General features: G+C 50.8%; 19 protein-coding genes. 9 read left to right on the top strand and 10 right to left on the bottom strand.

All coding sequences use genetic code 11. The annotated features are described in order from the left end of the window. Positions 1-519 precede the first annotated feature (519 nt). The 4 genes from dinB (at position 520) to B5D63_RS01770 (ending at position 5,686) form a co-directional block, all read left to right on the top strand. Positions 520-1,734, top strand: a complete 1,215-nt coding sequence (dinB, locus tag B5D63_RS01785; RefSeq protein WP_078668495.1) for a DNA polymerase IV — start codon at positions 520-522, stop codon at positions 1,732-1,734. A gap of 1 nt (position 1,735) precedes the next feature. Continuing rightward, positions 1,736-4,687 (top strand): DNA polymerase III subunit alpha, encoded by a 2,952-nt coding sequence (locus B5D63_RS01780; RefSeq protein WP_078667067.1) that lies wholly within the window; start codon positions 1,736-1,738, stop codon positions 4,685-4,687. A gap of 79 nt (positions 4,688-4,766) precedes the next feature. After that, positions 4,767-5,219, top strand: coding sequence for a type II RES/Xre toxin-antitoxin system antitoxin (gene parS / locus B5D63_RS01775; RefSeq protein ID WP_159455858.1), 453 nt, complete (start codon positions 4,767-4,769; stop codon positions 5,217-5,219). 5 nt (positions 5,220-5,224) lie between these two features. Beyond that, positions 5,225-5,686: an RES family NAD+ phosphorylase gene (locus B5D63_RS01770; RefSeq protein WP_078667065.1), complete on the top strand. Its 462-nt coding sequence runs from the start codon at positions 5,225-5,227 to the stop codon at positions 5,684-5,686. A gap of 57 nt (positions 5,687-5,743) precedes the next feature. Here the strand turns inward: B5D63_RS01770 and B5D63_RS01765 are convergent, their stop codons facing one another. The 9 genes from B5D63_RS01765 to trpS form a co-directional block, all read right to left on the bottom strand. After that, positions 5,744-7,066, bottom strand: coding sequence for an aspartate kinase (locus B5D63_RS01765; RefSeq protein WP_078667064.1), 1,323 nt, complete (start codon positions 7,064-7,066; stop codon positions 5,744-5,746). 80 nt (positions 7,067-7,146) lie between these two features. Next, complete coding sequence (locus B5D63_RS01760) at positions 7,147-8,220, bottom strand: Ldh family oxidoreductase (protein ID WP_078667063.1); 1,074 nt, start codon at positions 8,218-8,220, stop codon at positions 7,147-7,149. A gap of 7 nt (positions 8,221-8,227) precedes the next feature. Beyond that, on the bottom strand, positions 8,228-8,542 hold the full coding sequence (locus B5D63_RS01755) for a DUF3467 domain-containing protein (protein ID WP_078667062.1): 315 nt from the start codon (positions 8,540-8,542) through the stop codon (positions 8,228-8,230). Positions 8,543-8,627: 85 nt separating this feature from the next. Continuing rightward, the gene (locus B5D63_RS01750; protein ID WP_078667061.1) at positions 8,628-9,965 is read right to left on the bottom strand and encodes a SusD/RagB family nutrient-binding outer membrane lipoprotein; all 1,338 of its coding nucleotides are present in this window, start codon (positions 9,963-9,965) and stop codon (positions 8,628-8,630) included. A 24-nt stretch (positions 9,966-9,989) separates the two neighbouring features. Next, positions 9,990-13,220, bottom strand: coding sequence for a SusC/RagA family TonB-linked outer membrane protein (locus B5D63_RS01745; RefSeq protein ID WP_143312734.1), 3,231 nt, complete (start codon positions 13,218-13,220; stop codon positions 9,990-9,992). Between the two features lie 454 nt (positions 13,221-13,674). Then, positions 13,675-15,738 (bottom strand): ComEA family DNA-binding protein, encoded by a 2,064-nt coding sequence (locus B5D63_RS01740; protein WP_159455857.1) that lies wholly within the window; start codon positions 15,736-15,738, stop codon positions 13,675-13,677. Then, entirely contained in the window at positions 15,714-16,502 is a 789-nt protein-coding gene (locus B5D63_RS34915; protein ID WP_159455856.1) for a hypothetical protein, read from the bottom strand. The genes B5D63_RS01740 and B5D63_RS34915 overlap by 25 nt, the downstream gene beginning before the upstream one ends. Before the next feature lie 157 nt (positions 16,503-16,659). Continuing rightward, on the bottom strand, positions 16,660-17,295 hold the full coding sequence (locus tag B5D63_RS01735) for a deoxynucleoside kinase (protein WP_078667058.1): 636 nt from the start codon (positions 17,293-17,295) through the stop codon (positions 16,660-16,662). A 45-nt stretch (positions 17,296-17,340) separates the two neighbouring features. Continuing rightward, positions 17,341-18,351 (bottom strand): tryptophan--tRNA ligase, encoded by a 1,011-nt coding sequence (gene trpS, locus B5D63_RS01730; RefSeq protein WP_078667057.1) that lies wholly within the window; start codon positions 18,349-18,351, stop codon positions 17,341-17,343. 189 nt (positions 18,352-18,540) lie between these two features. Between trpS and gatC the strand changes: the two genes are divergently transcribed. From gatC to B5D63_RS01705, 5 genes are read left to right on the top strand one after another with little or no spacing between them, the layout of a single operon-like run. Further along, on the top strand, positions 18,541-18,831 hold the full coding sequence (gatC, locus tag B5D63_RS01725) for an Asp-tRNA(Asn)/Glu-tRNA(Gln) amidotransferase subunit GatC (RefSeq protein ID WP_078667056.1): 291 nt from the start codon (positions 18,541-18,543) through the stop codon (positions 18,829-18,831). 4 nt (positions 18,832-18,835) lie between these two features. Continuing rightward, the gene (locus tag B5D63_RS01720) at positions 18,836-19,549 is read left to right on the top strand and encodes an ABC transporter ATP-binding protein (protein WP_078667055.1); all 714 of its coding nucleotides are present in this window, start codon (positions 18,836-18,838) and stop codon (positions 19,547-19,549) included. A 34-nt stretch (positions 19,550-19,583) separates the two neighbouring features. Then, entirely contained in the window at positions 19,584-20,144 is a 561-nt protein-coding gene (locus tag B5D63_RS01715; protein WP_078668494.1) for a cob(I)yrinic acid a,c-diamide adenosyltransferase, read from the top strand. Between the two features lie 21 nt (positions 20,145-20,165). Beyond that, complete coding sequence (locus B5D63_RS01710; RefSeq protein WP_078667054.1) at positions 20,166-20,753, top strand: riboflavin synthase; 588 nt, start codon at positions 20,166-20,168, stop codon at positions 20,751-20,753. A 10-nt stretch (positions 20,754-20,763) separates the two neighbouring features. Beyond that, positions 20,764-21,447, top strand: a complete 684-nt coding sequence (locus B5D63_RS01705; RefSeq protein WP_078667053.1) for a hypothetical protein — start codon at positions 20,764-20,766, stop codon at positions 21,445-21,447. 2 nt (positions 21,448-21,449) lie between these two features. Here the strand turns inward: B5D63_RS01705 and B5D63_RS01700 are convergent, their stop codons facing one another. Further along, a complete protein-coding gene (locus B5D63_RS01700; protein WP_078667052.1) occupies positions 21,450-22,802 on the bottom strand; it encodes a DUF58 domain-containing protein in 1,353 nt (450 codons plus the stop codon). Between the last annotated feature and the right edge of the window lie 2 nt (positions 22,803-22,804).

The following is a 22,804-nucleotide window of genomic DNA, read 5'->3' as shown; positions in this document are numbered from 1 at the left end:
ACGCTTTACTTATACCTTCATTTCCATTCTCTTATCTACTACAGATGGCCCCCCGGATATGTTGTATCAAAGTTAGGAAAATTGAAACCGGGAATAAAATCTGAATAAAAAATTGCTAATAATTTTAGTAAAACTAAATAATTTAGTACCTTTACAGCAGATCAAAGTGATTACGGCTGGCAGGCCCTGCTGATCACTATCCGTGCTGACCCTTCGCCCGGCCTGCCATCCGCTTATCGCTTATGAACGGAGAAACACCGCTCTTGTAAACAGAGGGAGTAAGGGCGCCCAAACAAGAAGAAAAATTACGGTAAACAGAGGGAAAGGCTGCAATAAGGGCACCCGACTGGAATAAAGATCACTCCGGTAAACAGAGAGAACCACGGTAAGGGCACCCGAACGGAAAGAAAGATCGCTCCGGTAAACAGAGGGAACCACGGTATGGGCACCCGAACGGAAAGAAAGATCGCTCCGGTAAACAGAGGGAAGGACCACACAACGATACTTAAACAGGGCAGCATGATTACATTACAACAGCGAGCGATCGCACATTTCGATCTGGATTGTTTTTTTGTGTCGGTGGAATGCCTGCATGACAGCCAGCTGAAAGGAAAACCCCTGCTGATAGGCGGCAGCAGCGACCGCGCAGTAGTAGCCGCCTGCAGCTATGAAGCCCGCCGCTACGGCATCCATTCTGCCATGCCCATGAAAACAGCGCTCCGCCTCTGCCCTCACGCCATCGTCCGCAGCGGCGACATGGACCGGTACAGCGAAAAATCCCGCGAAGTAACCAGTATCATCGCCGACAAAGCACCGCTATACGAAAAATCCTCCATCGACGAATTTTATCTCGACCTCTCCGGCATGGATAAATTCTTCGGTTCCCTTAAATGGACCTCGGAACTGCGGAAAGCCATCATCAAAGAATCCGGGCTGCCCATCTCCTTCGGGCTCGCCTCCAACAAACTCGTATCCAAAGTAGCGACCGATGAGGCCAAACCCAACGGGCAACTGGAAATACCGTTCGGCGCCGAAAAAAACTTCCTCGCCCCCATGCCCATCGAAAAAATACCTATGGTAGGAAAAGAAACCGCCGCACAGCTCCGGCGGCGCGGCGTGGAAACCGTGAAAATACTCAGCGAAGTACCCCCTTCCCTGCTGGAAGCCTGGATGGGGAAAAACGGAATCTCCCTCTGGCGTAAAGCCAATGGCATCGACGATTCGCCCGTTGTGCCCTACTATGAACAAAAGTCCATCTCCACGGAAAGCACCTTTCCCGCAGACACCATAGACATGGAATTCCTGCACGCGGAACTGGTACGTATGACGGAAAAAATAGCCTTTGAACTGCGGCAGCAAAATAAACTGACCGGCTGCGTGACCGTCAAAATCCGGTACTCCGATTTTGAAACCGTTACCAAACAGATGACCATCCCCTACAGCTGCTCTGATCACGTGCTGCTGGAAAAAGTAAAAGACCTGTTTAAAAAACTATACGACCGCCGCCTGCTGGTACGCCTCATCGGCGTACGTTTCAGCCATCTTGTACAGGGCAACTATCAGATCAATCTCTTCGATGACAGCCAGGAGATGATCTCCCTCTACCAGGCCATCGATCATATCAAAAACCGCTTCGGCTGGGACATGCTGCTAAAAGGCACCAACGTGGTGCCTCCGGACAAAAGAAAATATCCCGCACCGAAAAAAGATATCATGCCATATTATAAAGGATAACATGTACCTGAACTGCAAAACATTCTTCAGCCTGCGCTATGGCACCATGCCCGCTGAAATGCTGGTGCGGAAAGCCGCACAGCTGGGCATCACCACACTGGCCCTCACCAACATCAACATCACTTCCGACGCCTGGGAATTTGTGGAACTTTGCCGCCAGCATCTGATAAAACCCGTGCTCGGCCTGGAATGCCGTAACCAGTCTACTTTCAGGTACCTGCTGCTGGCCCGCAACCAGGAAGGATGGCTGCAGATCAACCACTTCCTCTCCGAACACCTGAGCAAAGAAATACCTTTCCCCGACCGGGCCCCCGCCCTGCCCGGCACCTGGGCCGTCTACAACTGGGGGGCGGTTGCGCCGGCGCAACTGCTACCACACGAACTGCTGGGCATCAAACCACGCGACCTCAATAAACTCTTCCGTGTGGATACCACCAGCATCCGCCATCAGCTGGTGATAATGCACCCCGTCACCTTCCAGGACAATGATCATTATGAACTGCACCGCGTACTCCGCGCCATCGATCAGAACATCCTGATCTCCCAGCTGGAACCACACACCACCGGCACTATCCACGACCAGTTCATCCATCCGGCCGGAATGGTGGAACACTTTGAACAGTATCCGCATATCGTGGCCAATACCCTGCGCATCCTCGAGACCTGCGAGGTGGAAATGGAACTGCATACACCCCGTAACCGGAAATCCTTCCTGGGCAGCGTGGAAGAAGACCGGGAATTGCTGCGGCAACTGGCTTTCCAGGGTATGGAATACCGCTACGGAAAAGATCATGCGGAAGCTGCACGGCGTATCGAAAAAGAGCTGCACATCGTAGCGCAACAGGAATTTGAAGCCTACTTCCTGATCACATGGGATATCATCCGCTACGCGCAGGAACGGCAGTTTTTCTATGTAGGACGCGGCAGCGGCGCCAATTCCATCATCGCCTACTGCCTCAAAATAACGGATGTGGACCCGATAGAACTGAATCTCTTCTTTGAACGCTTCCTGAACCCCTACCGCACCTCGCCCCCGGATTTCGATATCGATTTTTCCTGGCGCGACCGTGACGCCATCATCCGGTATGTGTTTGATAAATACGGTGATGCCCATACCGCGCTGCTGGGCACCGTCACTACGTTTCAAACCAATGCTATCATCCGGGAAATGGGTAAGGTGTACGGTCTCCCTAAAAAAGAAATTGATCAGATCCTGGAAAACGGCTTCAACATACAACTGAATGAAGACCATATCCAGCGCAGGATCCAGCATTTCAGCCGGCTGATGGACCAGGAAAAATCTTTTCCCAACCACCTCAGCATCCATGCCGGCGGTATCCTCATCAGCGATGCGCCTATTCATCAGTACTGCACCACCTACCTGCCTCCCAAAGGCTTCAGCACCGCCCAGTTGGACATGCACCAGGCAGACCGTACCGGCCTGTATAAATTTGACATCCTCAGTCAGCGCGGCCTGGGACATATCCGCGACGCCATTGACATCATCCGGAAAAACAAACAGGTGGAGATCGATATCCACCAGGTAAAAGCATTTATGGTGGATGACAAAGTGAAGGAAAACCTGAAAACAGTGAACACTATTGGCTGTTTCTACATAGAATCCCCTGCTATGCGACAACTGCTGCAAAAACTGGAATGCGACAACTACCTCACCCTGGTGGCCGCCAGCTCTATTATCCGGCCGGGTGTGGCGCAATCGGGCATGATGAAACAATACATCCACAGCTACCGACACCCCGATACTGTCACGTACCTGCACCCTGTTATCCGGGAATTACTCAGCGACACCTTCGGCATTATGGTATACCAGGAAGATGTGATCAAAGTGGCACATGAATACGCCAACATGGAACTGGCTGATGCCGATTCCCTGCGGCGCGCCATGGCAGGAAAATACAGAGGTTCCAAAGATTTTGAAAAAATACAGGAACGTTTTTTCAGTAACTGTGCACAACTGGGGCGGCCGTACGAGGTATCCGTGGAAGTATGGCGACAAATCGCCAGTTTCGCCAACTTCTCTTTCTCCAAAGCCCACTCCGCCAGTTTTGCGGTAGAGAGCTATCAGAGCCTCTATCTGAAAACTTATTTCCCCGCTGAATTTATGGTGGCAGTGATTAATAATTTCGGTGGCTTTTATAACCGGGAACTGTATTTCCGGGAACTGAAAAAAACCGGCGTCCACATCCATCCACCCTGTATCAATAACAGCGACTATCCCACCAATATCAAAGGAGAGGATGTATATGTGGGACTAATCCATGTAGAAGGACTGGAACAGGCCCTCGCTGAAAGAATACTCGAAGAGCGCCGCCAATGCGGGCCCTATCTGCACCTGGAAGATTTCTGCGACCGCATTTCCCCGGGAGCGGAGCAGCTGGAACTGCTGATCCGGATTGGCTGCTTTCAGTTTACCGGTCAGACCAAAAAGGAACTGTTGTGGAAAAGCAGCCTGTTGGTACGCCAGCAAAACGCTGCCGCCGTCCACAACCTGTCCTTGTTCAAACCCGCCACCGTCAACTGTGAGCTGCCGGAACTGGCTTACCATCAGCACGAAGATGCTTTTGATGAAATAGACCTCCTGGGTTTTCCGCTGGCATCTCCCTTTGAAGTACTGAACCACGATCAGTCGGCGTATACCCCTGCCCATGCGTTCAGCCAGTATATTAATCAGCCGGTCACCACGCTGGGATACCTTGTTACGACCAAACCCATGCGCACTGCCAAAGGAGAACCGATGTGTTTCGGCACCTTCCTTGACCGGGAAGGACACTTTATTGATACCGTTCATTTCCCCGACAGTTTGCGTCAATATCCTTTTCAGAAGGGTGGTTTTTATATTCTACATGGAAAAGCGATCATTGAGTACGGTGTTATCACCCTGGAAATCAGCCGAATGAAAAAAATCGGGTATTTTGAGGATAAAAAATTCTGACATTAAGTTTTCCTAAAGAAAGCAGCAAACGTACAAATCACGACAATTTGTTGTATTTTTGTGTCAAATGTCGGGAATTATGAAACATGCAAGAAAATATCAGGTGCAGGAAAACACCCTGATGATTGTGGAAGACCCGGGGGCAACTTACGTTTCGGGCAGTGGGTATTACGATTTTATTGAGCTTTCCCGCAGTGGGGTACTAAAAAGAGCATTGGTCAATCTGAGCCGTCAACTTTCTTTTTCACTGGCGGAACTGGCGCAGGTACTGCATATTTCGGAAAGAACACTGCAACGTTATGCAGACGACGCCAAACTGTCTGCCGACACCTCCGAGCGGGCTATCCTCCTCTCCCGGCTCTACCAGCGGGGTACAGAAGTTTTCGGCAGCCTGGAAAACTTCAAGGAGTGGATGCGCACGCCGCTTCCCGCTTTCAACTATCAACTTCCTATTTCCCTGTTAGACACCACTTTCGGCTTTCAGCTGATTGAAGACGAACTGGGACGCATTGAACACGGAATATTCGCGTAGCTATCATGGATGTTTACAGGATCAGCAAATGTGCCTACATCAACGACCTGACAGGCACTGGCTCCCGTTTGTATGGCGGCCGGTGGAACAGTCCGGGACATTCGATCGTGTATACGGCCGGCAGCAGGGCGCTGTCTGCGCTGGAAGTACTGGTGCACATTCCGCTAAAAAATATCATTCAGGACTTTTGTATCGCCACCATTCACATCCCCGACGATATTGCCATTAAAGTCCTTACTAAAAAAGATCTTCCCTCCGGCTGGCAATCACTGGCGCCGTTTCCGGCCCTGCAGGCCATCGGCGACGAGTGGGTGGACACAGCACGTTATGCCGTGCTCCGGATCCCTTCTGTAGTCATTGCCGAAGAAAATAACTATCTCATCAATCCGCAGCATCCGGACGCCGGTCGTATCACGATTACGGACACCCAGCCCTTTATGTTTGATCAGCGGCTGAGAAAAGTATAAAATGAAAAGGGGCGTACCGGTTGGCACGCCCCTTTTTATAACAATTCTGAGATGTAACTACTCCAAACCAAACAGACCTTTATTCAGCACCTGCAGTGTCTTTTCCTTGAACTGGCCATTGACCAGGATGGAAATATTATGCCTGCTGCCGCCGTAGGAGATCATCCGCAAAGGAATACCTTCCATGGCATCAAACAGTTTGGTGATGATAGAAGGCGTAGCCGCCACCTCGTTACCCACGATGGAAACAATGCTCTGGTGGTGGTCCAGTTCCACCGTACCAAACGGCTGCAGTTCTTTCAGGATCTGGTCCAGATGCGTCTGGCTGTCGATCGTCAGGGATACGGCCACTTCAGAAGTGGTGATCATATCAATCGGCGTACGGTACTTTTCAAATACTTCGAATATTTTCCGGAGGAAGCCATAAGCCAGCAACATGCGGCTGGATTTGATCTTGATGGCGATGATCCCGTCTTTCGCTGCGATGGCTTTTGCACCATTGCCATTGGGCATTTCAGTGATAATAGTGCCTTTCGCTTCCGGCTGCATGGTATTGAGCAGCTTTACCGGGATATTAAAATGCTGGGCGGGCCAGATAGAAGCCGGGTGCAGAATTTTAGCGCCGAAGTAAGCCAGCTCGGCAGCTTCGTCGAATGACAGTTGCTCGATCGGGAAGGTTTTTTTCACCACACGCGGATCGTTATTGTGCATACCGTCGATGTCTGTCCAGATTTGAATTTCTTCTGCCTGGATGGCAGCGCCGATCAGGGAAGCGGAATAGTCGCTGCCACCACGTTTCAGGTTGTCTACCTCGCCTTTGGCATTGCGGCAGATATATCCCTGAGTGATGAAAACGGACTGTCCTTTATGCTGGTTGATCAGGTTGCCCAGTTTGATTTTGATTTTAGGAATTTCCGGTTCTTCGTATTCGTCGATGCTCATGAAATCGAGCGCCGGCAGCAATACAGCGGCCACACCGGCTTCTTCGAGGTATACGCAGAACAGGCGGGTTGACAACAGTTCACCCTGTGCGAGGATATCTTTATTCAACGCTTCGTTAAAAGATATCTTCAGGATGATGTTCAGAAATTCGAAGTGTTCATCAACGATGGCTTTAGCGCTGGCACGACCAGCCTCCTGCTTCACCAGCTCCTCGCAAAAAGACCTGTAATGGCTCTCCAGCTTGTCTATCTGCTGCTTCGCCTGTGCTTTTTTACCTTCTGACAAGGACTGGCTGATTTCCACGAGTGCGTTCGTGGTGCCTGACAGGGCAGACAGTACCACAATTTTCTGATCATTATCTGCTGTGATCAGTTGCGCTACTGAATGCATGCGCTCTGGTTTTCCCACGGAGGTTCCACCAAATTTTAACACTTTCATCTGAATATATTGTTTTTGCCTGTTACCGGGAGATGAGCCTGCGAGCCTGCTTCCCGGCGGTTTATATGAACGATTGAGATTTAAAAATTCAATTTGAATTTAGCAGCTACCTCCTGCATATCCTTCACCACCGGCGCCAGTACAGGAATCCCGTTCTGCAGCCGGTCGCGGTGCATTTCCCTTTCAGGGTCACCGGGGATGAGCACTTCTTTCCCTTCCACCGGTACTGCCGCTCTGAAGCGGTTGATCCAGGTGTCCATATGGGATTTAAACTCATCGGCCGGACGGAACGCATCTACGCGCATGGCGCCAAAGAAATGTCCCAGCCCTTCTCCCACCGGATCGGGGGCCAGCGGCAGGAAGCTCACAAAAGGAGGCGCCCACGGCCCGTAATTGGCCCCTGAAAGGACGGCCGAAAATATATCAACTATTGCTCCCAAACAATACCCTTTATGACTTCCGTGATCGCGGTCGCCGCCCAATGGCAGCAATGCCCCGCCGTCCTTGAGTTCATGGGGGTTAGTGCTGGGGTTGCCATCTTTATCCTGGATCCAGCCATAGGGTGCTTCCAGGTTTTTGCGCTGCAGGATTTCCAATTTACCATTGGCCGCAGTCGTTGTGGCGAAATCCGCTACAAAGGGCGGCTGCTCCCTGGCCGGGATGGCTACTGCGATGGGATTGGTACCCAACATTCTTTCTTTCGCAAAGGTGGGCGCTACCAGCGGGCTGGCGTTGGTCATGGCCATTCCGATCATATCGTGGTCCAGCGCTTTCATAGCGTGATAACCGGCGATACCGAAATGGTTGGAATTTTTAACGCTTACCCAGCCGGTGCCTGCTATTGCCGCTTTCCGGATGGCCACTTCCATGGCAAAAGGCGCCACTACCAGGCCGAGGCCTGCATCACCGTCCACCACCGCGGTGCTGGGTGTTTCATGTACGATGCGGATGTCCGGGCGGGCGTTGATCCTTTTGGCTTCCCATAAGCGCACATAGCCAGACAGCCGGGCTACGCCATGGGAGTCAATTCCGCGAAGGTCCGCCGCTACCAGCACTTCGCTGGCCAGCATAGCATGTTCCAGGGAACAACCCATACGAATAAACACTTCGCGGGTGAACTCCGTCAGATGATGATAAGAATAAATATGTTCCATGGTACAATCAGGCTTGAGCGGTGGGACCACCAAAGTTCATGGGTACAGAAACCGGTTCCTGGTCCTGGATAGTACCGTGAACAGATTCATATTTTTTGATATTATCCTGTAAGGCTTTCATGAAGCGCTTGGCATGCTGAGGGGTGAGAATGATGCGGGACTTGACTTTGGCCTTTGGCAGACCGGGCATCACGTTGACGAAATCCACTACAAATTCGGCATTGGAATGGGTAATTATAGCGAGGTTGGCATATTGTCCTTCTGCAATCTCTTCATTTAACTCGATGTTAAGCTGATTCTGCTCTTCGTGCTGATTTTCCATATCTGTATGATTTAGCCCTACAAAAATAAAAAAAGAGGGCTCAATGAGCCCTCTTTTTTTATGGAAAGCGGTTAAATGGCTTTTTTTACTGATCCCACCACATTTTGGTAGTGAGTGAAATACCGGTTGGTACATTCGCTTTGTTATAGGAAAGCTCTGTCTGCGGGTAAGGATAACGTCTGGGGATTTCCTTGCCCGGGTTCTTGGAGGTCAGCACCGGGAAGCCTGTGCGGCGCCAGTCGGTGAAATTCTCTGACTGCAGGTACATCGCGTAATATTTCTGCGTCATGATGAGTTTCAGTTTATCTGTGGCGCTGGCGGCCGGGTCGTATTTCACTTCCGGTTTGGTGAGATAGTCGGTGGCATCCAGTTTCACGGAAGCAAAAGATGCTTTGATCCCTGCTTCATAGAAACTCTGCGCCTGCGCATCATGCCCCAGACGGGCATGTGCTTCTGCCAGGATGAAATCCAGCTCATACACCGTCATGAAATAAACCGGTGAATTTTTGGAGTCGTAGAAACCGCCGGTCAGATAAGCATCCACTCTCGGATCTCCCAGGGCAGTCATCTGTTTGATCATAAATGACTCCTCATAGGTAATATAACCCGGACGCTGGGCATTGAACTGCTGCACCGGATTAGCCCGGGTAGGATCGTTCAGGAAAGCGACTGCTGCCTGCTCATCTACTTTTGTAATAATGCCGCCGGCGGCGTTGGAAGCGTCAATCGCTTTCTGGGCATAGCCAGCCGGATCTTTTTTGGTGAGATGGATCATTGTTCTCATCCGGAAAGAGTTGGCAAACTTAATCCAGAGATCGGGATCTCCGCCATAAATCACGTCATTAGCGCCGGGCACCGGTCCCAGCTGCGGCTGCTTCAGATCAGCGATCGCGGAGGTCAGCAAGCCATCGATCGTTTTATAGATATCTTCCTGTTTATCATATTTCGCCTTGAATTTGGCGTCCAGACCCTGGAAAGCATCGCTGTAAGGCACATCTCCCCACAAGTCTGTGGCAGTACCCAATACATAGGCGGTCAGCACTTTACTGGCGCCACTGTAGAAATACCATTTTTTGGGTTCTGATATTTTACGCAGTTCTACCAGGTCATTCAGTGTACCCTGATAAATGCTGCCCCAGCAGTTGGAGAGGTTATCTGCCACAATCTGGTACAGCTGATAGTTCTTAAATTGCTGGCTGGTGCCATCCACCTGGTTGGAGAGCAGGCTGGAAGTAAGGGCAACGTCAGCGCCGCCCAGCACAAAGCCTGCGGTCACTTCCGCACCGGTGAGGATTGCTGCGGGAGGAGCATCTACCGGTCTGTCAGGGTCCGAATTCACATCCAGATACTTTTTACAACCGGTACCCAATGTAAGCAGGGCAGCGAAACCAGCAGCGACAAGTGTTTTATTGAGAATAGTCATAACTTCTGTTTTTCGATTTTTCAATTAGAACTCAAATTTTGCACTGAAACCATAGGTCTTGGAGCCGGGGTTGTTGAAGTAATCAAACCCTTGGGCTTCCTGGGTACCAAACAGGCTTGTTTCCGGATCTACGCCGGTATATTTGGTGTTCAACCACAGGTTTCTTCCAATAGCCGTCAGCGTTACTGCATTAAACCAGGGCTTTTGTTTTTTGAAAACTTTGGAGCCTGCCAGTCTGTATCCGATAGAGACTTCACGCAGTCTTACCCAGCTGGCGTCCTGAACAAATGGTTCGTTTACCACGAAGCCGCTGCCCACGCCACTGTAGTAGTCTGCATTGAGATCTGCTTTAATATCGTTTTTCTCTCCTTTGGTCACCACGTTGTTGTTGCCGTCCAGATGACCTTTCACCCCTTCAAACACCGTCTGCGTGCCTCTTGCCAGCGTATTGGCGCTGGTACCGAAGTTGGTCATAGCTCCCCAGGTGCCGTTCCATATGCTTTGTCCTTGTTTGGTCTCAATCAGGAAGCTGAGGATAACGCCTTTATAATTGAGGGTATTACCCACTGAGCCGGACCATTTGGGGTTTACATCGCCCAGGTATTGTAAAGGATCGTAGATGATAGGATAGCCGTAAGAACCGTCGCCGGGGGTACCTTCATCGTTGATCACCAGGCGGCCCTGCGCATCTTTCACATAACCGGTACCGTAGAGGGAACCGTATTGTTTACCTACGATCGCGGAAACGAAAATACCGGTGAAGCCGTTGAAGTCGAAGCGGTCAATACCTTCCGCCAGCGCCAGCACCTTGTTTCTGTTTTGCGCGTAGTTGAAGGTGATGGTCCAGTCAAGGTCTTTGCTACGGATGGGGGAAACACCCAGTGTTACTTCATGACCATGGTTCTGCATGGAAGCCGCATTCAGGAATGCAGAGCTGTAGCCGCTACTGGGAGCGATGCTTACCTGGTTCAGCAGACCTTTACTTTTACCGTTATAGTAGGTGTAGTCCAGTGTAACCCTGTTATCGAAGAAGCGTAACTCCGCACCGGTTTCAAACTGGTTGGTTTTTTCCGCTGTCAGGTTGCGGTTACCCAGTGTACCGCTTTTGGAATAACCTACGAGGCCATTATACGGGAAAACGATACCATTGGTCCAGCCATCGCCAGGAGCAGTACGGCCATAGTATGTTTGCAGGCTGTACGGATTCAGGCCGCGACCTACGCTGGAGAAAGCCACACGTACTTTACCATAGGAAAGGATGTTGCTTTTGATACCCAGGCCTTCGGTAAACACATAACCAAGGCTACCGGAAGGATAGAAGAAGAACTGGTTTTGTGTGGGCAGGGTACTGTTGCCTTCATAACGGCCTGTCAGTTCGAGGAACAGGTAGTTGTTGAAGGCTACGTTTGCTTTACCATAAAAAGCGACCCTGCGCTGCTGAGAGTTGCTGATAGACAAGGTGTTGCTACCGGTGTTGGTGATACCCTGAAAGTCGTTACCACTCAAGCCGTCACCTTGTGTATGCAGGTATTTGGTTTTATAGTCGTACACATTCTGGCCAACGAGGAAGGAGTAGTCAAACTTGCCAGATTTCTTGGTAAAAGTGGCAAACAGGTCGTTGTTGATCACCAGGGTGCTCAGCTGATCTTCGAAGTACTGACCGTCAGGGAAACCGCCGGAGCCTTTGGAATAGATCTGCTTACGGTTGTCCAGGGAATAATCTCCGCCGAACCTTTCCGTGATGCTCAACCACTCGAATGGCTTGTAAACAGCACCTACGGTACCGAAGAAACGTTGTACGTTATCTTTGTAAGGGTTCATATTTACCGTCCAGTAGGGGTTATCATAGATACCTCTGCCGCGGTAGCTGCGCTGATCGCCGCTGTTGTCGCCCAGGAGGTAGGCGGATGGATCGGAGGGATCTGTTACACCGTTGGAGTTATCAAAGGTAGGCGTTGTTCTCAGGAGGCCCAGCATGATACCGCTCAGGTTACTACCCTGCTGCGCACGTTTGCCGCCGGAGTTCACATAGTTCATGGTAGAGAACACGGTGAATTTATCGGAGAACTTATAATCTGTAGAGAAAGCGATGGTATTCTTCTTAAAATCAGTGAGCGGGATCATACCCTTCTGATTATAGACAGAGGCAGACACGCGATAAGTGAGGGCGGTCGTACCTCCGCTGATGGCCAGGTTGTTCTGTGTACCGATACCTGTCTGGAAGAAATCATAAGGGTCATAAACGATCGCCGCTTTTCCGCCGGGATTCTGGCTTTTGCCCACCAACATACCGTTTCTGTCCCACAGATAGGGTTTGCCGTCAAACACCAGGGTATCGATGGCTGGTCCGAAAGAGTAGGCTTTGGGACCGCCGGCATCGCCGGGATGGGAAAGGTCGCCGTAACCCTGGGCGTATTTGTTTTGTCTGTCCGGTAACTGGCTTACTTTATCAAAGTTGACAGTAATACCGTAGGAGATATTAAAGGACCTGCCATCAGGGTTTCTTTTTCCTTTCTTTGTGGTGATGATCACCGCACCGTTAGACGCCATACTACCGTATAAAGCGGCAGCAGCCGGCCCTTTCAGGATAGTGATATTTTCAATGTCGTCAGGGTTGATATCTACCATCCTGTTGGACTGCAGTACACCGGCAGTACCGGCGCCATCACTGGAGGTGTTGGATTCGCTGTTATCTACCGGTAAACCATCAATTACAAATAGTGGTTGGTTGCTACCCATGATGGTAGTAGCGCCACGGAGCTGCACTCTCACCGGAGCGCCGGGCGTACCGGAGGAGGTAACGATACTGGCGCCTGCTACTTTACCGGAGAGGGAGCTGAGTGGGTTGGAAGGAGCTGTTCTGACCAGTTCTTCTCCTTTTACATCCTGAGCTGCATAGCCGAGCGCTTTTTTCTCCTGGCGTATGCCCAGCGCCGTTACCACTACTTCCTGCAGTGCTTTGGTATCTACCGGCAGCGTGATGTCTAATGTAGTATTCTCTCCTACCGTCACTTCCCGGGTGAGGAAGCCTACGCTTCTTACTACCAGTACGGTTTTCGCATCTTTAACAGTGAGGTGGAAATTTCCCTGTTTATCAGTAGTGGTACCTGTGGTCGTCCCTTTAATTTGTATGGTCGCCATTAGTACCGGGCTTCCGTCGCTGCCCTTTACTGTGCCTGATACCTGACGCTCCTGTGCGTAGGCCAGACTAACAATTGCCATAGGCATGGCAAAAAGGAGTAAAACCTTTTTCATAAAAAGATTCAAATTTTGGTTGAAAAAGAAAGCGGACACACGTCCGACATTTTTTATATCGTTATCCTAAACCTGGTATATACAATACGATTGTATATACCACTACCGGCATATAGTTCTCCTGATCTGGCTTTGATTAAACATTAAATGTTACGGTGTGACAAGCAAAAACACATCTATGTGGTCACAAGCAAACAAGCAACTAAGCAAATAAAAGTAACACGTTGGAATAGCCACCGTTGGAAGACACAGCTTTTCTAAGGTAAAAGCGGCTCATTGGTTTGATTAGTTTTTTAGGATTTAGATTTTGGTTGAACATCCCCAAGTTATAAAAAAAAAGCTTTCTAGCTCCTTTGCGCTTAACATTTTTTTAACAGCAAATGGAAAAAAGAACCTAACTAACTACAAATCAATTTATTAACTAAATTAAAATTAATATGGAATTACGGAATACTCACCATGACCGGAGCAGCTGAAACTGAAACAGCGTTTTTCTGTTGCCTTCCACTGTTTCAGGTCCTGTTCCGATGGTTTGCTGCCCGGGATAAATCACCTGGTGCATCCGCAGCCAGCAAGCCAAACGGCGGTTTACTTTCCATTTAATATTCAGATAGTACTGCCAACCGTTCCCATACAACAGCGACACCGCATTATCGTATAACACACTGCGCTCATAGGCATATATGCGCGAATTATAGTCAGCCGTTCCAAAGCGGACAAGCCTTGCATTCAGTGCCAGCGGACAGGCACGCGGGTGCCAGGCAGCCTCCAGGTATCCCATCCAGCCTGTTTTCCTGCCACTGTCCGCCGCATAAATACTGTACTCTCCCCTTCCGCGAAACTGCCAGCTTCTGCTGCAGCTTACATCTGCCTGTATACGTATATGCGTTGACGTTACATCCGACAAAACTTTCAGGGCATTGCCGGGAGACTGGCTGTTTTGCGCATGTGTGGCCTGGCTGACCCGCAGCAGCCACTTGCTGCGTTTATCGGGCGTATACACCGCCTGTGCGGAAAAATCACGTCCACCGGATGGCGCATCAGCACGGTATTTCAGCCAGGGGAAACGAAAAAAATCAGCATACCCTTCTACCTTCCACCGCCGGCTGAGCAACAGGCTGACGCCGGCATACCATCCCTGTTCATTCACCGTCCTGGAACCATCGCCGAAACCAGCGGCATAAAAAGACTGATAGGCTTTGTCGTAATACCGGTATGCTATTGCCACATCCACCGTGGGCGCTACGCTGGCCAGCGCGCCCTGTACAAAGGCAGGCTTCCCGTTATCACTGGCCGCCAGCTCCCCGAACAGGTGAATATTTTTCCAGTAGGCCGCATAGTCCATACTGGCGCCGGTCAACTGACTACCGGTAAATTCGAAACTGCTGTACGGCTTCAGTTCCCTTTGCAGTGCAGGATAGAGCCGGTGGGCGACCACATTGGCCCCGATCTGCCAGCGATGGCGTTGGTACCGGATGTTGGCCCCGCTGCTCCACTGCCGCACAGCGCCCTTACGGGAAAGCTCTGCCACTGTGCGATGGTAACCGCTGCGCTGCAAAGCCGTAGCATTTTTATCTTCCTCCTCATCAGAAGGCGTCAGTGTGCCATCCAGCTGCCGCCATGAAAAAAAAGCGGTTGCCTGCCACGTTCCCTGCTCCCAGGTAGCGGCCGCCCCGCGGAAAAAATTGCTCTCTCCCGCGGAGGTATGTGGCCGCAGCAGGTCGCCCTCTCTTTTTATCTGCATAGGGGCCGCGCCTTTTCCATAGGCCTGCGCCTGCCATTGTAGCAGCCCCTGGCCGAAGTTCACCGTGTAATCGCCCAGTGCGATCGTTTTCAGCCAGGCGGTATTGCGGACAAACACATGCGCACTGTAATAATCAAATCCCCGTTGCCGCGGAAAACCGTTCCACGGCTCACCTGCATCTTTTTCCATAGTAACGCCCCAGCTGACATAACGCGGAAAGCTGTACCGGTAACGCAGCAATACCTTGTCCGGGCTTCCCTGATAAGCCGCCGCAGCGGTGCCTGCGCGCTGATATCCACGGGCCCTTTCCGGCTGCCTGGCGTACCGCAGCAGCAAGGTATGCCCGCCTTTGTGCAGATAATCGCGCAAAGTATAATGCGGCGACAGGTCGTTCCCCACTTTTACGTAGGGCAGCAGCTGTTGTATCAGTTCGGGTTCAAACCCCGGCACCGCCTGCAACTCGTAGATACTGACCAGGTCACCCAACAGACGGCGGTATGTCAGCAACTCACCGATCTGTATATCTGTCAGCATACCTAACGATTGCAACGTTGCCTCGCCGGCAGTGTTCAGCTGTATTTTGTGCCGTCTGAAATCCTCCAGCTGTTGCCAGTTTTCATCATCATCGGAAGGAACGTCCGCCACGGCTGTTTCATTTTCCAGTGCGTTTTCCATGACGGCGGGCAGTTCCTCTTCCTGCCTGGCAACCACCTTCCCCCAGCTACCACACAACAGTAGCAACACCGCGGTTACTCTGCGCCATCCCGCTGCCATATGATAGTGGTTGAAGGAGTGATGCCCAGTTGCGGATGAAAGCCCGCTGCAAACATGATCCGCAGCATATGCCAATGAATGGTGATACCGGCATGCTGAAAGGGTGCACAGGTGGCAAATCCCCATTGCAATGCCAGCGGCGGAACAATCCTGTAGCTGGCGGTTGCTCTCAGCCAGGCGGTTTCATGGCCGACTTTTCCTATTTCGGCGCTGAGCAAAAAAGCGGAGGAGGCTTCAAAGCCAATACCGGCACTGTATACCGTCGTTCCCGGCCGGAAATGGCTGATGCGGATACCCGTATGCCATCGTTCCCCGGCATGCCACAGCAGTCCACCCGTGACGGACAGGCCGCTGCGGTTGCCATATCCGGACGTTACCTCCGTGAGATAACTCCCCTGCAACCCCATGCCTACGCTGGCTCCCAGCCGCATCCCATAGGCCAGGCCCACCAACTGCCGGTAGTAAGCACTGCTACCCAAACGCGCCAGCTGCACCCCGAAAGCGCCGGCGCCCGCCGGGATGGCTGCCATAGCCTGGTAGAACGGTATCTCCTTTAATAAAAAACGCTGCTCGGCATAAATACCCGCAGTGAAAGTGCGCAGGCAGGACAATCCTGCCGGATGATAAGCCGCGGACGCCACCTGCTGAAAGCGGCGGCTGTAACTGCCTGCAGCGGCGTCTTTCCCGGCAGGCGTCCAAAAAGATTGCGCATACGTTACGAGAAAGTATGGCACACAAACAATGGTCAATAACATTGGTTTCATGATGAGGGTTTAACAAACAATTCTGGTACGGCAAACATACAACGGAGAAAAATGTAGAATGTTAATTACTTCTTAACGCCGGAAAATTTTTTGGCTGAAAAAACAAAACCCCGTCAGGCCATAGCCTGACGGGGTTTAATAAAGTATCGTCGCCGGATCAGAAAAGTCCGTACAACTGGGAATCTATCTTTGAAATAATCTCCCCGAGATCTTCATCGCTCTCCGGGAATTTATTTTTATCGATATCAATCACCAGCAACGGCCCTTCTTCGTATTTCTCAATCCAGTTGTTATAATATTCGTTTAGCCGTTTGAGATAGTCGAGCCGGATATTCTCTTCGTATTCCCTTCCCCGTTTCTGTATCTGCGCTACCAGTGTAGGCACGGAAGCCTGCAGGTAGATCAGCAGGTCCGGCGGCTTGACCATGCTTTTCAGCGTCTGGAAAAAGTTGAAATAATTGTCAAAATCCCTTTTGGTCATCAGCCCCATCTCATACAGGTTGGGCGCAAAGATATGCGCATCCTCGTAGATGGTGCGGTCCTGTATCACGGTCTCTTTTCCGTTCTGGATCTCGAGCAGTTGTTTCAGCCTGCCGTTCAGAAAGTATACCTGCAGGTTAAAAGACCAGCGGGGCATATCTTCATAGAAATCATTCAGATAGGGATTGTGCTCTACATCTTCATACTGCGGGTGCCATTTATAGTGGCGGCAGAGCATTTCGGTGAGGGTGGTTTTACCCGCGCCGATATTGCCGGCGATCGCGATATGTTTGATTTTATTTTGTTTTGCCATGCTAATGAAAGGTCGTGAATACTGAAAAATTGCTGACAGCTGTGGTTACTCAAAATAGTTTAAACCCATAAGGTTTCTCGCCTGTTGCAAAGTTTGTGCCGCATTTGCCCGTGCTTTTTCAGCACCTTCCTTCATGATCTTATGCAGATAGGCCCTGTTTTCCTGCAGGTCTTTGGCTTTTTCGCGGATAGGTGCGATGAATTTCACCATATCTTCCCCCAGCTGCGTTTTCATATCGCCGTAACGGATCGAACCCGCGTTAAAGGCATCTGTATAAAACTGAACGGTATCTGGTGTGGACACCAGCTTCATGATCTCTATCAGGTTGGCCACGGATTCCGGCATGGGTTCACCCGGAACGCCGCTACCGCTGTCTGTTTTTGCCTTCCCCAGCTTCTTACGGATCTGTTCATCGCTGTCAGACAGGTAGAGGGTAGACATCTCGTTTTCGCTCTTGCTCATTTTACCGCCCTTGCCATCGAGGCTCAGGATACGCACGAGGTTATCACCATAGTTAAAGGCTACCGGCTCGGGGAACAGGTTGCCGTAACGGTTATTAAAACGTTGTGCAAAGTTGCGGGCCATCTCCAGGTGCTGGCCCTGGTCTTTACCCACCGGCACTTTCACGGCGCGCTGGATCAGGATGTCCACGCTCATCAGCACCGGGTAGGTCAACAGGCCGGCGTTAACGTTCTCCGGCTGTAATCTTACCTTGTCTTTAAACGTTGGTACTTTCTCCAGCTCTCCTTTATAAGCCAGCATATTCATGAGCAGGTACAGCTCCGCTATTTCCGGTACATGGCTTTGCGCGTACAGGGTCACTTTTTCCGGGTCCAGGCCGGAAGCGATGTTCTCCGCCAGTACCCGCATCACATTGGCTTGCAGGTCTTTCGGGTTCGGATGGGTCGTCAGCGAGTGCCAGTCCGCCACAAAGAAGTAGCAGTCAAACTCTTCCTGCATCCGGATATAATTACGAATCGCGCCAAAATAATTGCCTAAATGCAAATAACCGGTGGGGCGTATGCCACTCACCACAATTTCTTTTTCTGTAGCCATAACAGGGCGCAATTTAAAGAATAAGCGGTTAGCTTTTAATATTCCCTTATCCACCCGTCTGTAAAAAAAATATCATAAAATGACCAAAAAGGCGATGGCAGGCGGTTGAAAGCTCTCCGTTTATCCCTATTTTTGAGATACCATCCTTTTTGGTCATTACATTTTATTATTTTTTGATTTAATTTGATTATGGAAGTGAACGACGCCCTGGTACAACAGTTAGCCGATCTCGCCAGACTGGAATTCAACGAGCAGGAGAAAACCGCCATCCGCGGCGACCTGCAGCGAATGATCACCTTTGTGGAGAAACTGAATGAACTGGATACTACCCATGTAAAACCGTTGTTGCACCTAACCGCTGACTATAACGTTTTCCGGGAAGACGAGGTAATCACCACCATCACCCGGGAAGAAGGCCTTCAAAACGCACCTGCGGCCACCTCAGAATACTTCGAGGTACCAAAAGTCATAAAGAAATAACCACATGCAAAAGTCCGTTATCCACCTGGAAGACATCAAAAAAAGCTATTTTTTAGGTAAAAATGAGCTACCTGTACTCAAGGGGGTATCCCTGGACATCTTCAAAAACGAGTATGTAGCCCTGATGGGACCTTCCGGCTCCGGCAAATCTACCCTCATGAACATCCTCGGATGCCTGGACACCCCCACCAGCGGTAAATATATCCTGAGCGGCCATGATGTAAGCAAAATGGAAGACAACGCCCTCGCCGGCGTACGCGGCAAAGAAATCGGCTTCGTTTTCCAGCAGTTCAACCTCATGCCCCGCCTCACCGCCCTGGAAAACGTAGCGGTACCCCTGATCTACGCCGGCATCGGTAAAAAAGAAAGGGAAGAGAAAGCGCGCATGATGCTGGAAAGAGTGAAACTGGGCGACCGCTACAAACACAAGCCCAACGAACTCTCCGGCGGTCAGTGCCAGCGTGTGGCCATCGCCCGCGCCCTCGTCAACGACCCCTCCCTGATCCTGGCCGACGAACCTACCGGTAACCTCGATACGAAAACGTCTATCGAAATCATGGAAATATTCGGCAGCATCCACGCCTCCGGCAACACGGTGGTGCTGGTAACCCACGAGGAAGACATCGCAGACCACGCCAGGAGAATTATCCGGCTGAGAGACGGCGTCATCGAGTCTGACAGGGTGAATGAGAAAAAAGAAGCCCTTCTCAAATCATGACCGCTGCGTAATTCGTATTTTGCAGAAAAAAAGCATGTCTCTTAAAATATACACCAAAACAGGGGATAAAGGCAAAACCTCCCTGATCGGCGGCACCAAAGTACCCAAGAGCGATCTCCGCATCGATGCCTACGGCACGGTAGACGAACTGAACTCTTATATCGGGCTGGTCAGCGATTATACGGCAGATCCGGACACCAAAACCCTCCTGAAGGAAATACAGGACCGCCTGTTCACCGTTGGCGCGGCATTGGCGTGCGACCCCGACAAGGAAACAAAAATGCGCATCCCCGATCTCCACGAAGCAGATATCCAGCTGCTGGAATCCAGCATCGATAAAATGAATGAAGAACTGCCCCCCATGAAACACTTCATTCTCCCGGGCGGACACGTAGCCGTATCTACCTGTCACATCGCCCGCTGCGTATGCCGCCGCACCGAAAGGCTCTGCGTAGGCATGCAGGAGCAGGAAATGTTCATCGAACCACTGGTACTCAAATACATCAACCGCCTGAGCGATTATCTCTTTGTGCTGGCCCGCTGGACCGGCCACAAGCTGGGCGTGGAAGAAATCCCCTGGAAACCGAGGGTATAGTTTTTTTCTTAAATTCGCTGCATGTTCACAGGAATCATTGAAACAACAGGAGAAGTTATATCCACCCGCAAAGACGGCGGCAATCTCATCATCAACATCAAGTCGTCTATTGCCGGTGAACTGAAAGTAGATCAGAGCATTTCCCACAACGGTGTATGCCTGACCGTTACCAACATACAGGGCGACACCTACGAAACCGTAGCCGTAGCGGAAACACTGCAGAAAACCAATCTGTCGCTGCTCGTACCGGGCGCTAAGGTAAACCTCGAAAGGGCTATGGTGTTCAACGGCCGCATCGACGGCCACCTGGTACAGGGCCACGTGGACGGCACCGGTACCTGCGTTGCCCGCGAAGAGCAAAACGGCAGCTGGCTGTACCGCTTCACCTACCCCACCACCAACGCAGGCCTCATCGTGGAAAAAGGAAGCATCTGCATGAACGGCATCAGCCTCACCGTGTTCGATATCACCGAAAAAGAATTTTCAGTGGCCATCATACCATATACGTTCGCATTCACCAACGTACAATTCATGCATCCGGGACACCTGGTTAACCTGGAGTTTGATATCCTGGGCAAATACGTAGCCCGGCAAATGGCGGTGCGATAAACACTAAGCTTTGAATAAATACCTGCTGCTGTCCATATCATTACTGCTTAGCCTGCTGACACACGCCCAGCAAGCTAAGGTGGCCCGTATCAACATATGGTACGATACCACCGCCGTGGCGGAACTCTATGACCGCGTACCCCTCGGACTGGAATTGGTATACGCCGACAGCAGCAGCCGCCAGACGACCGGTCTGCTACGCGGTAACCTCCGCTGGAATAAAATACAGGTCAGCTCCTCCAATGGCAGCATTCAGAACGGGGTCCTTTATTTTAACCGTCTTCAACTGGTAAAGGACCGTTATCGTATAACCATTACCGTCAACAGGGAAGGAAATACGCCGCTTTCTAACACACTTACCCTGCCCTACCTGGTAGGCATGCGCTTCAATCATTATACGGACAGCATCAAACGCAACATCCGCTATTATATGAACGTAGAAGGGAAATTCAGCAGCGGCCGTGTATTACCACTGGATACCGTACAGCTGCGGTTCCGGACGTCTGCCGGCGCTGTTATCGGACAGGATGTGCTGGTGGAACAAAACGATACTGCAAAGGCAGTACTCATGGAAGCATGGTATAAACCCAACCCGGACCTGTATATCCGTTCGGAAGTACCTATCAAAATAATGCCCGACCCCGATCTGCCACCTCCGGCAAAGCAGCCGGGATCACGGGGCCGGCGTCAATAAAATTAAATCAGCGTACGCGCCTTCAACTCAAGGTATTTGTTCACCACGTTCAGCGTCAGGTGCTCCGGCGTACTCAGCAAAGACATAATGCCATATTTGGCCAGCTCCTTCACGATCAGTTTTTTATCATAGGCAAACTTCTGCGCGATCGTCTGCTTGTAAATAGCCTCCACATCTGTTGCCGACTGCTCTGTCACCCGCTTCAGCTCTGTATTTTCAAAGAAGATAACCAGCACCAGGTGATACTTCGCCAGCCGCCGCAGAAAAGGCAATTGCCGCTGCAGACTGGACATGGATTCAAAATTGGTAAATAACATCAACAGGGAACGATGGGATAAATGACTACGCAACTGTACGCTCAACGCTTCAAAATCACTTTCTCTCCACTGTGTTTCCTGCGCATACAGCTGCTCCAGTATCTTGTTGAGCTGTACTTTCTTGTTGCTCGCCGGCAATACTTCCACCGCACTTTCATTAAACGCCACCAGCCCCGCCTTGTCACCTTTGCCCAGGGCTACATTACTAAACACCAACGATGCGTTGATCGCGTAGTCCAGCAAGGTAAGCCCGTCAAAAGGCATCTTCATGCTACGTCCCTTGTCGATCACACAATATACCTGCTGCGATTTTTCTTCTACGTAGTTATTTACCATCAGGTTACCGGAACGGGCCGTGGCCTTCCAGTTGAGCATCCGCACATCATCCCCCTTGGTGTAAGGTTTGATGTGATCAAACTCCATACTGTGCCCGATAACGCGGCGTTTATGTACGCCTATCTCATTGAGCCGGTTCATGTACGAATACAGCGAAAAATGCCGCAGCTGCTGAAAGCTGGGATATACCTGTACGTCCTGCTCCGTATTAAAAACAAAACGACGATTCACGATGCCCAACGCACTCTGTACAAAAATGTAAGTATATCCGAACTGGTACACGCCCCTTTCCACCGGACGCAGCTTATACTTAAACACGTATTCCTCGCCGGCATTGAGTTTCGCCTTCATAGAGAAATTACGGTCCTGGAACTGGAAGGGCAGCTCTTCCAGCAGGGTGACAAACACGGGAAAAGGATAACGGTTGGTGCAGGTAACGGCCACCTCGTTTTCATCTCCATTGCTGAAACGTGCACTGGCTGTGCGCATCGCTTCGAGGATATTGGCCGGCCTCAATACCAGCAGTATAATATCGAGCAGCAGCAATACCACCAATACCGCGAAAATCAATATAGCAACATTGAACAGCCCGGGTATAAAAAAGGAGATGATGAACAACAGAATGTTGGCTCCCAGTCCCATGTACAGGCGATTGCTGAAAAACAGCTGCTGATACAAGTTGTTTTTTACAGTTGAAGACATAT

It is taken from the genome of Chitinophaga eiseniae (assembly GCF_900167135.1).
Taxonomy (GTDB): domain Bacteria; phylum Bacteroidota; class Bacteroidia; order Chitinophagales; family Chitinophagaceae; genus Chitinophaga; species Chitinophaga eiseniae.
This window is presented reverse-complemented; position numbering and strand designations above follow the sequence as displayed.